Raw genomic sequence first — 13,186 nt, forward strand, 5'->3', positions numbered from 1 at the left:
TTAAACCTGATCTTTGCGGAGCGGCTCGTCGACTTTGTGCGCCTGGGCGTCGATGGTGTGCGGCTGATTCAAAGGCGAGCCCTGAGGAGTGGGCTGTGCCTGTTGTGGCTGAGGCGCAGGTTGTTCTTCCGGCTTGTCGTCTTCATGCATGGCCTTGCGAAAGCCTTTGATCGATTCACCGACATCGCTGCCCAGACCCTTGAGTTTCTTGGTCCCGAAAACCAGCACTACGACGATCAGGATGACGATCCAGTGTTTCCAGTCAAAAATACCCATGAAACAGTCCTCGTAAAAGATTTCAAGCTTGAAAGGAGAGAGCGTTAATCTGCCGTGCGTGCGGCTTTTTCCGCGTGGCCGGACAAGCCGAAGCGGCGGTCCAGCTCATCGAGCACGGCCTGTGGGTGCTGACCCAGCGCGGCAAGCATCACCATGCTGTGAAACCACAGGTCAGCGGTTTCATAGATCACATCACTGCAATCACCACTGACAGCAGCATCCTTTGCGGCAATTATGGTCTCGATCGACTCTTCACCGAGCTTTTCGAGAATCTTGTTCAGGCCCTTGTGGTACAGGCTTGCGACATAAGAACTGTCGGCAGCGGCGTCCTTGCGTGATTCCAGCACCTCGGCCAGGCGAGACAACGTATCAGTCATGGTCAGTGGCCTGCGTGGTAAATGGCATCAGGATCTTTCAAGACCGGGTCTACGGTCTTCCACTCCGAATTTTCGTACACCCGGTAGAAGCAACTTTCGCGTCCGGTGTGGCACGCGATGCCGCCGATCTGCTCGACTATCAGGATAATGACATCGGCGTCACAGTCGAGGCGCAGTTCATGGAGCTTTTGTACATGACCTGATTCTTCACCCTTGCGCCAGAGTTTGCCACGTGAACGCGACCAATAGATTGCACGATTCTCGGATGCCGTAAGGCTCAGCGCCTCGCGGTTCATCCAGGCCATCATCAGTACCCGTCCGGTCTTGTGATCCTGAGCGATTGCAGGCACCAGACCGTCGCTGTTCCAGTGAATCTCGTCCAGCCAGTCTTTCATATCTACTCCGGCAGCCGGACTTCAGGCCCGGCGGATTGAACAGTGTGCCAGCGCCATACGCTGCTGGCTATCGGCGAACGATCAGATACAGGCCGGCGACCAGCATGATCGCCGCTGGCCAGGCGGTAAGCGTCAGCAACTGTGTGGCAGCCTCGCTCATCACCCAGCCCTGTATCGCGCCACCTACCAGCAGGGCCGCACCGATGAGCCGCAGGATAGGTTCGTCTTTGCGGTCGTGCCAGGGGCGTGGCGGATCGGACGCATGAGGTCGGGACATGCGCTCCAGCAGGTCACGGGTCATGCCCGCGATATGCGGCAGTTGCTCGACTTGTGACTGCAGGTTGCCGAGCAGCGTTTTGGGGCTGACCCGCTCACGCATCCAGCGCTCCAGATAAGGCTGCGCGGTGCTCCAGAGGTCCAGTTCGGGATACAGCTGGCGACCCAGCCCCTCGATATTGAGCAGCGTCTTCTGCAGCAGCACCAGCTGTGGCTGCACTTCCATATTGAAGCGGCGCGCGGTCTGGAACAGACGCATCAGCACCTGACCGAAGGAAATATCCTTCAGTGGCTTCTCGAAAATCGGCTCGCAGACTGTGCGGATCGCCGCTTCGAACTCATTGAGCTTGGTCTCTGCCGGTACCCAGCCCGAATCGATGTGCAACTGCGCAACCCGACGATAATCCCGTTTGAAGAAGGCAAACAGGTTGCGCGCCAGATAATCCTGATCTTCCGGGGTCAGGCTGCCGACGATACCGCAGTCGATGGCAATGTATTTCGGGGCCCACGGGTTGACCGTGCTGATGAAAATATTGCCGGGATGCATGTCGGCGTGAAAGAAGCTGTCGCGAAAGATCTGCGTGAAAAAGATTTCCACGCCACGCTCGGCCAGCAGTTTCATGTCCGTGCGCTGGTCAGCCAGGCCGGCCATGTCGGTCACCTGCAGGCCGTAGATGCGCTCCATGACCAGCACCTTCGGGCGGCACCAGTCCCAGTACACCTGGGGCACGTAGAGCAGGTCGGAGCCTTCGAAATTGCGTCGCAACTGACTGGAGTTGGCTGCTTCGCGCAGCAGGTCCAGTTCGTCGTAGATGGTTTTTTCGTAATCCATCACCACCTGCACCGGGTGCAGCAGGCGCGCATCGGCAGACACGCGTTCGGCCATGCGGGCAAGAATGAACAGCCATGCCAAGTCCTGGCCGATGATCGGTTTGAGCCCCGGACGCACGACCTTGACCACGACTTCTTCGCCGGTCTTCAGGCAGGCGGCATGCACCTGTGCTACTGAGGCGGAGGCCAGTGGTGTTTCGTCGAAACGGCTGAATACATCACAGATGCGTGCGCCCAGTTGTTCTTCGATCAGCTTGATCGCCAGTTGCTGGTCGAACGGCGGCACGCGGTCCTGCAGCAGCATCAGCTCATCGGCAATGTCCTCTGGCAGCAGATCGCGCCGGGTCGACAGCAATTGCCCGAACTTGATGAAGATCGGCCCCAGGTCTTGCAGGGCGAGACGAAAGCGCACGCCACGGTTCAGCTCGGACTTGCGCCGCGGCAGCCAGCGCCAGGGCAGCACGAAACGTACCGCAAGCATCCACCACGGCAGGGGCAAGGCGAACAACAGGTCATCGAGGCGATAGCGAATAACGACACGTTGAATGCGAAACAGACGTCGGACGGCAAGCAGCTTCATGCGTTATCGCTGGTATTGAGGGAGTGGGCAAGGCGTGCAAAGCGCGCCTCGAGACGTTCCAGATCCATTTTCATCTGATCGAGCTCGGCAAATCGGGCTTCGGCTTCGTGGTTGCCTACCAGCGTGCGCGATTCTTCGCTCAGGTAATCGGTGACGTTCTGGCTGAGGCTGGCGACGCTGTCGCGGGTCCAACGCCCCCGATTGCGCAAATGGCTGCCGAACATCTGGCTGGCGACCGGGCCAACCCAGCGGGACAGTTCATGCTCCCAGTCCAGCTCCAGGTCTTGCAGAATACCGACCAGTTCGAGCAAGGCACCGCTGTCACCGTCAATCTCGACATCCGGCCCGTGCAGTATGGCCGTCTTGTCCTTGCTCAGGGCAAGACGCATCAGGCTGGACGCTGGCGCGCGCAGGGTGCAATCGGCGTCGGCAGCCCAGTCGGCCGCCAGCAGCAGGCCTTCGTCACTGGGCAAGATGAAGATTTTCAGGGACGGGTCGCGACAGTCTACGGCAATGATGCGGCCGGACAGACGCGCCATGCGCGGCAGCGCCGTGCTGTCCAGGCGCAATACCCGATTGATGCCGTGCTCGATGCCGGCGAGCAGCCCCCGAAGCAACATCAGGGTTTGATGCCGCGATGCAGAGCAACAACGCCCGCAGTCATGTTGTGATAGGTCACGCGGTCAAACCCGGCTTCTACCATCATGGACTTGAGGGTTTCCTGATTGGGGTGCATACGAATCGACTCGGCCAGGTAACGATAGCTTTCAGAGTCGTTGGTGACCAGTTTGCCCATCAACGGCATGAACGCGAACGAGTAGGCGTCATAAGCCTTGGACATCAGCTTGCTGGTCGGTTTGGAGAATTCCAGCACCAACAGGCGACCGCCGGGCTTGAGCACGCGCAGCATGGAGCGCAGGGCGTCTTCCTTGTGCGTCACGTTGCGCAGGCCGAAGGCAATGGTCACGCAGTCGAAATGGTTGTCTGGAAACGGCAGCTTTTCGGCATCGGCCTGGACGAATTCGACATTGCCCGACACGCCCAGATCCAGCAGACGGTCGCGGCCTACCTTGAGCATGGAGGCATTGATGTCTGCCAGAACCACCTGGCCAGTCGGGCCGACCAGATTGGAAAACTTGCGGGTCAGATCGCCTGTGCCGCCGGCGATGTCCAGTACACGGTTGCCGGTGCGGACACCTGAAAGCTCGATGGCGAAACGTTTCCAGAGGCGGTGCATGCCGCCAGACAGCAGGTCGTTCATCAGGTCGTACTTGGCAGCAACCGAGTGGAAAACCTCAGCGACTTTCTCTGCCTTCTGGCTTTCCGGTACGTTTTTGTAACCGAAGTGAGTAGTAGGTTCGGCATCGCTGCCTTTGCGCTGATCGTTCATATCGTTCACCGGAATAGAGTGCGTGTCATTCTAATCGCCAAGGCTGGCTTTGTCTTGACAAGGCTCACTTGCAACGCTTTCTTGGATGCGGACGGATGTATATAGTTGCGCCGCATTTCACAAGACGATCAAGGAACTCTCCGATGGCCAAGATAACCGTTGAACGCCCGCATACTCTGGGCCAGGAAAAGGCCCGCGAGAAGGCCGGGCAACTGGTGCAAAAGCTCACCGACAAATATGGTCTGGCTCACGAATGGGCAGGCGATACCGTGATGCTGAAAGGCAAGGGCGCCAAAGGCAAGGTCGAAGTCGAAGAGGCGATGATTCGTATCGAGATAGAGCTGAGCTTCATGTTGTCGGCCATGAGTGGCCCGATCAAGACTGAAATCGAACGCGTGCTGGATAAGGCGCTGGCCGCCTGAGGCCACCTGGATACAGCTTCCGGCGTGCCGAAAAATTCTTGAATCGCATCCGAATTGTGTCTGGACATGACGTAGACACGCGCTCTGCTAAGCTCGTTTAACTGACAGCGTTATTGGGACGTGTCGGGCCTGAAACCTCAAACGCTCTGAGTCGAAATGACTCGAACGTTCCGAGTCTGGACAATAAGGAGAGCAGGATGGCTGGCAAGAAAAAAGTTGATAAGGATGGCGGCTCGTGGATGGGAGACGTCGAGAAATACTCTCGGCAAATCTGGCTGGCTGGTCTGGGCGCTTATTCCAAGATCAGCAACGATGGCAGCAAGTTCTTCGAGACGCTGGTCAAGGACGGCGAAAAAGCCGAGAAGAAGACCAAGCTCGAGGCGCAGAAGCAGCTCGACGAAGTGAAAGACGCTGGCAAGAAGTCCAAGTCCCGTGTCGATAATGTCAAAGACCTTGCGGTTGGCAAATGGAACGAGCTGGAGGGGGCTTTTGACGAGCGTCTGAACAGCGCTATCTCACGTCTGGGCGTACTAAGCCGCCATGAAGTCAAGGAGCTGCACAGCAAGGTCGATCAACTGACCCGGCAGATCGAGCAGTTGATGGGGCAAAAGGCCAAACCTGTTCCGCCGCGTGCTGCCGCCGCCAAGCCTGTAGCACCCAAAAGCGCACCCAGACCAGCCCCGAAAGCTGCTGCAAAACCGTTGGTCAAGGCCGCCGCCAAGCCTGTCGCCAAAACGGCGGATAAAACCGCAGCGTCCAAGCCGGCCGTGAACAGAACAGCCGCCAAGCCGGCCCAGGCAGCCAGCAAAGCCGCTACTGCAACCGCCAGCAAAGCGAAGTCAGCCGCCAAGCCTGCTGCAGCGAAAAAACCTGCGGCGAGAAAAACTGCCGCCAAGCCCGCAGCGTCTACCTCGGCAAACAGCTCGACTGCAGCGTCAGCACCTTCGTCCGCACCAGAAACGCCAGCCAGCCGGTCCTGACAGTCAGCTGCAACATCAAAGCCCGGCCTGCCAAGCAGGTCGGGCTTTTTCCAACGCGTGCAGAGTGGCTCAAAGCATCAGCTTGACGACCTGCTCTGAAGGATCGCGAGACTTCCCGGCTTTCTGCAATTCCTGAATGTAGTCTTCCCACAGGGATTGCTGACGCCTGCCCAGCTCATACAGGTAGTCCCAGGTGAACAGTCCTGAGTCATGGCCGTCGTCGAAGGTCAGTTTCAATGCATATTGGCCAGCCGGCTCGACCTTGGTCAGGCCGACGCCCAGCTTGCCGAACTGCAGGATCGGCCTGCCATGCCCCTGAACTTCGGCAGACGGAGAGTGCACCCGCAGAAACTCCGCAGGCAGGTGGTATTCCTCGCCGGATGCGTACTTCAGCGTCAGGGTTTTGGAGGCCTTGTGCAGCTGGATGGCGGTGGGGAGCATGGGAAGCAGTCTCGGGTGTTGAGCTGTGAGCTTCAGGCAGAAGCAAAAAAGCTGCAAGAGTGAACGACCTCTTGCAGCTTTCAACTTACCGTCCGGTGCCGAAGTTTTAGAGAATGTAGCGGGACAGGTCTTCGTTTTCTGCCAGATCGCCCAAGTGGCTGTTGACGTATTCGGCATCGATTTCGATGGTGGCTGCGTCCGGGTTGATGGCCAGGTCACCGGCGCTGAACGACACCTCTTCCAGCAAGCGCTCAAGCAGCGTATGCAGGCGGCGAGCGCCGATGTTTTCAGTCTTCTCGTTAACTTGCCAGGCGATCTCGGCAAGACGTTTGATGCCCTCGGGCTTGAACTCGATCTTCAGACCTTCGGTCTTGAGAAGCTCGCGATATTGCTCGGTCAGCGAAGCGTGCGGCTCGCTGAGAATGCGTTCGAAGTCCTGCGGCGAAAGAGCCTTGAGCTCGACACGAATCGGCAGGCGGCCCTGTAGTTCAGGCACCAGATCGCTCGGTTTGCTCAGGTGGAATGCGCCGGAAGCAATGAACAGGATGTGGTCGGTCTTGACCATGCCCAGTTTGGTATTCACGGTGCAGCCTTCGATCAGCGGCAGCAGATCACGCTGCACGCCTTCACGGGATACATCGACGCCACCGGAATTGCCGCGCTTGGCGACTTTGTCGATTTCGTCGATGAACACTATGCCGTGCTGCTCGACGGCTTCCAGCGCCTTGGCCTTCAGCTCTTCCTCGTTGACCAGGCGGCCCGCTTCTTCCTCGCGCACCAGCTTCAGTGCGTCCTTGACCTTGAGTTTGCGGCTCTTGGTCTTGCCTTTGCCCATGTTGGCAAACAGGCTTTGCAGCTGGTTGGTCATTTCTTCCATGCCGGGTGGCGCGGAAATATCGACACCAACGGCTTCGTTGATCTCGAGTTCGATTTCCTTGTCATCCAGCTGGCCTTCACGCAGGCGCTTGCGGAACAGCTGGCGGGTGTTGGAATCGTTGCTCTGGGCCTGATCCTCGTTGAAGCCTGCACGTGCAGGCGGCAACAGGGCATCGAGAATGCGGTCCTCGGCAGCATCTTCGGCACGGTGACGGACCTTGATGATTTCCTGCTCGCGCAGCAATTTGATCGCCGCGTCGGCAAGATCGCGGATGATCGACTCAACATCGCGGCCTACATAGCCAACTTCGGTAAATTTGGTCGCTTCAACCTTGATGAACGGTGCATTGGCGAGCTTGGCCAGTCGACGCGCAATTTCGGTTTTACCGACACCGGTCGGGCCGATCATCAGGATGTTCTTGGGAGTTACTTCGACACGCAGCTCTTCAGGCAGCTGCATACGGCGCCAGCGATTGCGCAAGGCAATGGCAACGGCGCGCTTGGCATCGTCCTGGCCGATGATATGGCGATCGAGTTCGTGGACGATTTCGCGGGGAGTCATGGACATGATTATTCACGGCCCTCTTGCGCGGTAAAGCCAATGGGGCCGCAGCATGTGCGGCCCGGCAAGGGCTTAACCGGCGAGGTCCTGCTCCTCAATGGTGATGTTGTGGTTGGTGAAGACACAGATGTCGCCAGCGATGTGCAGCGAAGTCTCGGCGATTTCGCGTGCCGACAGATCGGTCTTGAGCAGCAGGGCGCGTGCAGCGGCCTGAGCAAATGCACCGCCGGAGCCCATCGCGATCAAACCATCCTCGGGTTCGACGACATCGCCGTTGCCGGTGATGATCAGCGAGGCATCCTTGTTGGCAACCGCCAGCATGGCTTCAAGGCGACTCAGGGAGCGATCGGTACGCCAGTCCTTGGCCAGTTCCACGGCTGCGCGGACCAGATGCCCCTGGTGTTTTTCCAGCTGGGCTTCAAAACGCTCGAACAGCGTGAATGCATCGGCGGTGGCGCCAGCGAAGCCTGCGATCACTTCTCCGTGATACAGGCGGCGCACCTTCTTGGCGTTGCCTTTCATGACGGTGTTGCCCAGGGAAACCTGGCCGTCGCCGGCCATGACGACTTTACCGTGGCGGCGCACTGAAACGATGGTGGTCAAGGGAGAGTCTCCACACTGCGGGGCGAAAATGCCCTGATGCAAACTCATATGGGGGTGTGAGCGAGTATTTCAACCTTGGAGGTGAATCGGGGGTAACGACCGCGAGTTGATCCGAACCCTTTAGCGGCCGGGCGACGCCCAGATGATATTTAGGAGCGGACTTGTCCGCGATGGGCTGCGAAACGGCCCCAAAACAGGCTGCCTCGGATGCGTCTGATACACCGATGTGGCTGGTTTTGCTGCCGGTTCCCTGCAGATCGCGGACAAGCGAAGCGTCGCTCGGTCCGGTCCTACGCCCTCCAGCAGAAGCTCTGTGCTCATCGGAACATCGCGATGAGCACAGAAACAGCGGCGCTTTGGCTACCGGCTCTGGCGCTGTTGCAACAACAGGTTACTAAAACCGCCGCCCGCCAGTTGTTTCTGGGCAGTGGTCAGTTGTTCGCGGTTGCTGAACGGGCCGACCAGTACGCGGTACCAGGTTTCATCCTTCACGGTGCCGGACTCGACTGTCGAGGTCTGGCCCAGCAGGATGATCTGCGCGCGGACCTTCTCGGCGTCCGCCTGCTTGCGGAACGAACCAGCCTGCAGGAAGAACGTCGTGACCGCCGCTGGCTTGGTCGTGGCAACCGCTGGCGCCGGTGGAGGCGTCAAGCCGCTGAGTGCTGCCTGAGCCCGCGCAGTGTCGATCTTGGCAGCCTGCTCGGGAGACACCGGTGCCGTTGGTGCCACGGCCGGTGGGGTCTTTTCCGGGACGGCTTCGTTCGGCACGATCACTTCCGACTCAGGCAGCAGTGTGTAGAAGTCGTACTTGGGTTTGACCGGTGCTGTCGGGCTTGGCGGGGTCTTGTTCGCTTCGGCGATTTTCGCAGCCTTGGCGTCCGCCTTGACCCGCTTGACGTCTTCGCCACCCGGTTCGAGCTTCATCAGGAAGACTACAAATGCGCCCACGCTCAAGCCGATGACCAGCCACAACCATCCTGGAATCGGCTTCTTCGCGGGTGCCTGATAACGGCTGGCGCCCCGCTTGGGTGCCGGTTTTTTCTTCGCAACTGCCAACTTACATACGCTCCAGAGTTTCCAGACCCAATAGATCCAGGCCTTGCTTGAGGGTGCGACCGGTCAGGGCAGCCAGGCGCAGACGGCTCTGTTGCTGATCGGGACTTTCCGCACCAAGGATCGGGCAGTTTTCATAAAAGCTCGAAAACAGACCCGCAAGGTCATACAGGTAAGCACAAAGTACGTGCGGTGTGCCTTTTTCTGCGACGTTGTTCAATGTTTCAGTGAACTGCGCCAGGCGTGCAGCCAGTTCCTGCTCCTGCGGCGCCTCAAGGACGATTTGCCCCTTGCTGGCGTCGAAAGGTGTGCCCAGTTTGCGAAATACGCCTGCTACACGGGTATAGGCGTACAGCAGATAAGGCGCGGTATTGCCCTCGAAACTCAGCATCTGATCGAAGTTGAAACTGTAATCACTGGCACGGTGCTTGGACAGGTCGGCGTATTTCACCGCGCTGATGCCCACGGCCTTGGCGATGCTGCGCAACTCGGTCTCGGCGACTTCCGGGTTCTTTTCCTTTACCAGCGTGTAAGCGCGCTCTTCTGCTTCATCGAGCAGGTCGATGAGCTTGACCGTACCGCCGTCGCGGGTCTTGAACGGGCGGCCATCAGCGCCATTCATGGTGCCGAAGCCCATGTGTTCCAGTTGCATGCCGTTGTGGACGAAACCTGCGCGGCGGGCGACTTCGAATACCTGCTGGAAATGCAGCGCCTGACGCTGATCGACGAAATACAGCACGCGATCGGCCTTGAGCACCTTGCTGCGGTAGCGGATGGCAGCCAGATCGGTGGTGGCATAAAGATAACCGCCGCCTGCCTTCTGCACGATCACTGGCAGAGGCGTATCGTCGGCGGTGCGGAATTCTTCGAGGAACACGCACTGCGCGCCGTTGCTCTCGACCAGCAGGCCGGTGGCTTTCAGGTCGTTGACCACATTGGCCAGGTCATCGTTATAAGCACTTTCGCCCATGACATCGGCTGGGGTCAGCTTGACGTTGAGGCGCTCGTAGGTTTGCTGACAGTGCGACAACGAAATGTCCTTGAAACGCTCCCACAATGTGAGGCATTCGGCGTCGCCCGCTTGTAGCTTGACTACCAGGCCGCGAGCGCGCTCGGCAAACTCCGCAGACTCGTCAAAACGCTGCTTGGCGGCACGGTAGAAGTTTTCCAGGTCGGACAGTTCGTCGCTGGTCGCCGGTTTTTCCTGCAGGTAGGCCAGCAGCATGCCGAACTGGGTGCCCCAGTCGCCCACGTGGTTCTGGCGAATGACCGTGTCGCCCAGAAACTCGAGGACGTTCGCCACGCCGTCGCCAATAATGGTCGAGCGCAAGTGGCCAACGTGCATTTCCTTGGCCAGGTTGGGGGCCGACAGGTCGACCACCACACGCTGCGCTGCGCCCGCCTTGCGCACCGACAGGTTGGCGTCGGCAAGGGCGGCGTCGAGGCGTAAAGCCAGTGCGGCAGTGTTCTGGAAGAAGTTCAGAAAGCCTGGGCCGGCAATCTCGACCTTGCTTACCTGCTCGTCGGCAGGCAGCGCGGCGATCAGCTTTTCAGCCAGGTCGCGGGGCTTCATGCCAGCAGGTTTGGCGAGCATCATCGCGATATTACTGGCGAAGTCGCCGTGAGTCTTGTCGCGGGCGTTTTCTACCTGGATCGCCGGCGTCAGCCCTTCTGGCAAGACGCCCTCGGTGACGAGACGGGTCAGGGCTTGTTGAATCAGCTGGCGAATGGTGTCTTTCATGGTGCTCTCTTCAACCGCAAGCGCGGTGGCGCTTTGATGCGCGGGTGGAAAAACGCCGCATTATCCGTTGCCGGAGCCTGCTTGCCAACGGCGTGACCTAATAAAGATCCACCGGATCCACATCCAGCGACCATCGGACCTGTCGCCCGCTGGGCATTTGCTCCAGCGCCAGCAGCCAGGTGCCGAGTAATTTATGCAGGGGCGCGCGCGCGCTGGATTGCACGAGCAACTGCGCACGATATCGCCCGGCCCGACGCTCCATCGGTGCCGGAATTGGCCCCAGCAGCTCTATGCCACCCAGCTGCATTTGCGCCACCAGTTGCTCGGCATCGCTGCAGGCCTGATCGAGGAAGGCTTCTGCCTGACCAGGCTTGTGCGCCTCGGCACGCAGCAGCGCCAAGTGCGAAAACGGTGGCAGACCCGCCGAACGGCGCTCGCTCAGGGCCTGTTCGGCGAACGCGAAATAACCTTGTTCGGTGAGCTGGATCAACAGTGGGTGATCCGCCAGATGGGTCTGGATGATCACTTTGCCAGGTTCTTCGGCTCGTCCTGCGCGCCCGGCAACCTGCACAATCAGCTGCGCCATGCGTTCGCTGGCGCGGAAGTCACCGGAAAACAGCCCGCCGTCAGCGTCGAGAATCGACACCAGTGTCACTCGTGGGAAGTGATGCCCCTTGGCGAGCATCTGGGTGCCGACCAGAATGCACGGCTGGCCGCGCTGGATGGTCGCGAACAACTGGTTCATTGCGTCCTTGCGCGAGGTGCTGTCGCGATCCACGCGCAACACGGGAAAGTCCGGAAACAGAATCGCCAGCCGCTCTTCGGCGCGTTCAGTGCCTGCACCTACGGGGCGTAAATCCACCTTGCCGCAGGAAGGACACTGGCGCGGCACGCGTTCGACATAACCGCAGTGGTGGCAGCGCAGCTCGCCGGAGCGCTGATGCACGGTCATGCGAGCGTCGCAGCGCTGGCAGCCGGACATCCAGCCGCAGTCATGGCACAGAAGCGTTGGCGCAAAGCCGCGACGGTTGAGGAACACCAGCACTTGCTGGCCTGCCGCCAGGGTCTGGCCGATGGCCTGTTGCATCGGCCCGGAAATCCCGCTGTCCAGTGGCCGGCTCTTGACGTCCAGGCGCATGAAGCGAGGTTGTTGCGCGCCGCCTGCGCGCTGGTTCAGGCGCAACAGGCCGTAACGTCCGGTGTAAGCGTTGTGCAGGCTTTCCAGCGAAGGCGTGGCCGACCCGAGCACAATCGGAATGTTTTCCTGGCGGGCGCGCACCAGCGCCAGATCCCGAGCGTGATAGCGCAGGCCTTCCTGCTGTTTATAGGAGCCGTCGTGTTCTTCGTCGATAATGATCAAACCGGGGTTTTTCATTGGCGTGAACAGCGCCGATCGCGTACCGATGATGATGTCGGCTTCACCATCGCGTGCTGCCAGCCAGGCATCCAGTCGTTCGCGGTCGTTGACGGCAGAATGTACCAGCGCAATCCGGGCGTTGAAGCGCTGTTCGAAGCGCGCCAGGGTTTGTGGCCCCAGGTTGATCTCCGGGATCAGTACCAGCGCCTGTTTACCTGCCTCAAGGGTTTCGCGAATAAGTTGCAGATAGACTTCGGTCTTGCCGCTGCCCGTCACACCGGCCAGCAGAAACGCATGAAAGCTGTCGAACCCGGCTCTAATGGCCTCATACGCAGCGCGTTGTTCAGTGTTGAGAGGCAACTCCGGCTGGGCCAGCCAGTGTTCGTGACGTGCGCTGGGCGCATGGCTGCGCACTTCTACATAGACCAGCTCCTTGGCCAGCAGCAGATTGAGGCTGTCCTTGTTGAGCATCAGCTTACTGAGCAACTGGTGCGCCACGCCATGCGGGTGCTGGGCGAGGGTGGTCAACGCTTCACGCTGCTTGGGCGCGCGGGCGATGCGCGGATCATCGACACTGGCATTGGCTGCCACATGCCAGAAACGCTCCTGACGGCTTTCTGCCAGTTCGCCCTGGCGCAGCAGCACTGGCAAGGCCCAGCTCAACGTATCGCCGAGGCTGTGCTGATAATACTGCGACGTCCACAGGCACAGCTTGAACAGCGCAGGCGGCAACGGTGCTTCGCTGTCGAGCAGGGCGATGGCGGGTTTGAGCTTGTCGGCGGGCACTTCGCTGTGATCGACCACTTCCACCAGAATGCCGATCATCTCCCGACGCCCGAACGGCACTCGCAGGCGCATGCCCGGCTGCAAGGCGCTGCGCGTTACACCGGCAGGGGCGCGGTAGTCGAACAGGCGGCGCAGCGGCGAGGGCAGGGCAAGGCGCAGGATGGCGTCGGGCACGCAATGTTTCCCTGTGGTGGTCTGTAATAAGAAGACGCGATCTTAGCAGACGGCCGGTGTGAAGGT

General features: G+C 59.7%; 14 protein-coding genes. 2 read left to right on the forward strand and 12 right to left on the reverse strand.

The genetic code is table 11. The features are described 5' to 3' along the window. The 6 genes from POR16_RS01605 to ubiE form a co-directional block, all read right to left on the reverse strand. The gene (locus POR16_RS01605; RefSeq protein WP_024668725.1) at nucleotides 1–276 is read right to left on the reverse strand and encodes a twin-arginine translocase TatA/TatE family subunit; all 276 of its coding nucleotides are present in this window, start codon (nucleotides 274–276) and stop codon (nucleotides 1–3) included. A 44-nt stretch (nucleotides 277–320) separates the two neighbouring features. Then, the gene (locus POR16_RS01610; protein ID WP_024668726.1) at nucleotides 321–653 is read right to left on the reverse strand and encodes a phosphoribosyl-ATP diphosphatase; all 333 of its coding nucleotides are present in this window, start codon (nucleotides 651–653) and stop codon (nucleotides 321–323) included. A gap of 2 nt (nucleotides 654–655) precedes the next feature. Further along, entirely contained in the window at nucleotides 656–1,048 is a 393-nt protein-coding gene (gene hisI, locus POR16_RS01615) for a phosphoribosyl-AMP cyclohydrolase (protein ID WP_005888181.1), read from the reverse strand. 67 nt (nucleotides 1,049–1,115) lie between these two features. Beyond that, a complete protein-coding gene (gene ubiB, locus POR16_RS01620; protein ID WP_005888182.1) occupies nucleotides 1,116–2,735 on the reverse strand; it encodes a ubiquinone biosynthesis regulatory protein kinase UbiB in 1,620 nt (539 codons plus the stop codon). Continuing rightward, the gene (locus POR16_RS01625; protein WP_005888183.1) at nucleotides 2,732–3,355 is read right to left on the reverse strand and encodes a ubiquinone biosynthesis accessory factor UbiJ; all 624 of its coding nucleotides are present in this window, start codon (nucleotides 3,353–3,355) and stop codon (nucleotides 2,732–2,734) included. Before POR16_RS01625 ends, ubiB begins: the two co-directional genes overlap by 4 nt. Further along, nucleotides 3,355–4,125 (reverse strand): bifunctional demethylmenaquinone methyltransferase/2-methoxy-6-polyprenyl-1,4-benzoquinol methylase UbiE, encoded by a 771-nt coding sequence (gene ubiE / locus POR16_RS01630; RefSeq protein ID WP_005888184.1) that lies wholly within the window; start codon nucleotides 4,123–4,125, stop codon nucleotides 3,355–3,357. The genes POR16_RS01625 and ubiE overlap by 1 nt, the downstream gene beginning before the upstream one ends. A gap of 143 nt (nucleotides 4,126–4,268) precedes the next feature. On the opposite strand from ubiE, the gene POR16_RS01635 reads away from it, so the two are divergent. Together POR16_RS01635 and POR16_RS01640 are read left to right on the forward strand one after the other, a co-directional pair. Further along, nucleotides 4,269–4,547 carry a polyhydroxyalkanoic acid system family protein gene (locus POR16_RS01635; RefSeq protein WP_005888185.1) on the forward strand — a complete coding sequence of 93 codons (279 nt, stop codon included), beginning with the start codon at nucleotides 4,269–4,271 and terminating at the stop codon, nucleotides 4,545–4,547. A 197-nt stretch (nucleotides 4,548–4,744) separates the two neighbouring features. Beyond that, the gene (locus POR16_RS01640) at nucleotides 4,745–5,527 is read left to right on the forward strand and encodes a phasin family protein (RefSeq protein WP_005888186.1); all 783 of its coding nucleotides are present in this window, start codon (nucleotides 4,745–4,747) and stop codon (nucleotides 5,525–5,527) included. Nucleotides 5,528–5,596: 69 nt separating this feature from the next. Here POR16_RS01640 and POR16_RS01645 read toward each other — a convergent pair whose 3' ends face one another. From POR16_RS01645 to POR16_RS01670, 6 genes are all read right to left on the reverse strand, one after another. Beyond that, nucleotides 5,597–5,968, reverse strand: coding sequence for a gamma-butyrobetaine hydroxylase family protein (locus POR16_RS01645; protein WP_005888187.1), 372 nt, complete (start codon nucleotides 5,966–5,968; stop codon nucleotides 5,597–5,599). A gap of 106 nt (nucleotides 5,969–6,074) precedes the next feature. Beyond that, on the reverse strand, nucleotides 6,075–7,412 hold the full coding sequence (gene hslU, locus POR16_RS01650; protein WP_053931632.1) for an ATP-dependent protease ATPase subunit HslU: 1,338 nt from the start codon (nucleotides 7,410–7,412) through the stop codon (nucleotides 6,075–6,077). Between the two features lie 66 nt (nucleotides 7,413–7,478). Beyond that, nucleotides 7,479–8,009, reverse strand: a complete 531-nt coding sequence (gene hslV / locus POR16_RS01655; RefSeq protein ID WP_003392345.1) for an ATP-dependent protease subunit HslV — start codon at nucleotides 8,007–8,009, stop codon at nucleotides 7,479–7,481. 360 nt (nucleotides 8,010–8,369) lie between these two features. Next, the gene (locus POR16_RS01660; RefSeq protein ID WP_024668731.1) at nucleotides 8,370–9,065 is read right to left on the reverse strand and encodes an SPOR domain-containing protein; all 696 of its coding nucleotides are present in this window, start codon (nucleotides 9,063–9,065) and stop codon (nucleotides 8,370–8,372) included. Between the two features lies 1 nt (nucleotide 9,066). After that, nucleotides 9,067–10,803, reverse strand: coding sequence for an arginine--tRNA ligase (argS, locus tag POR16_RS01665; RefSeq protein WP_005888193.1), 1,737 nt, complete (start codon nucleotides 10,801–10,803; stop codon nucleotides 9,067–9,069). A 97-nt stretch (nucleotides 10,804–10,900) separates the two neighbouring features. After that, entirely contained in the window at nucleotides 10,901–13,120 is a 2,220-nt protein-coding gene (locus tag POR16_RS01670; RefSeq protein ID WP_005888195.1) for a primosomal protein N', read from the reverse strand. Between the last annotated feature and the right edge of the window lie 66 nt (nucleotides 13,121–13,186).

This window comes from Pseudomonas coronafaciens pv. oryzae str. 1_6, assembly GCF_000156995.2.
GTDB classification, from domain to species: Bacteria; Pseudomonadota; Gammaproteobacteria; order Pseudomonadales; family Pseudomonadaceae; genus Aquipseudomonas; species Aquipseudomonas tremae.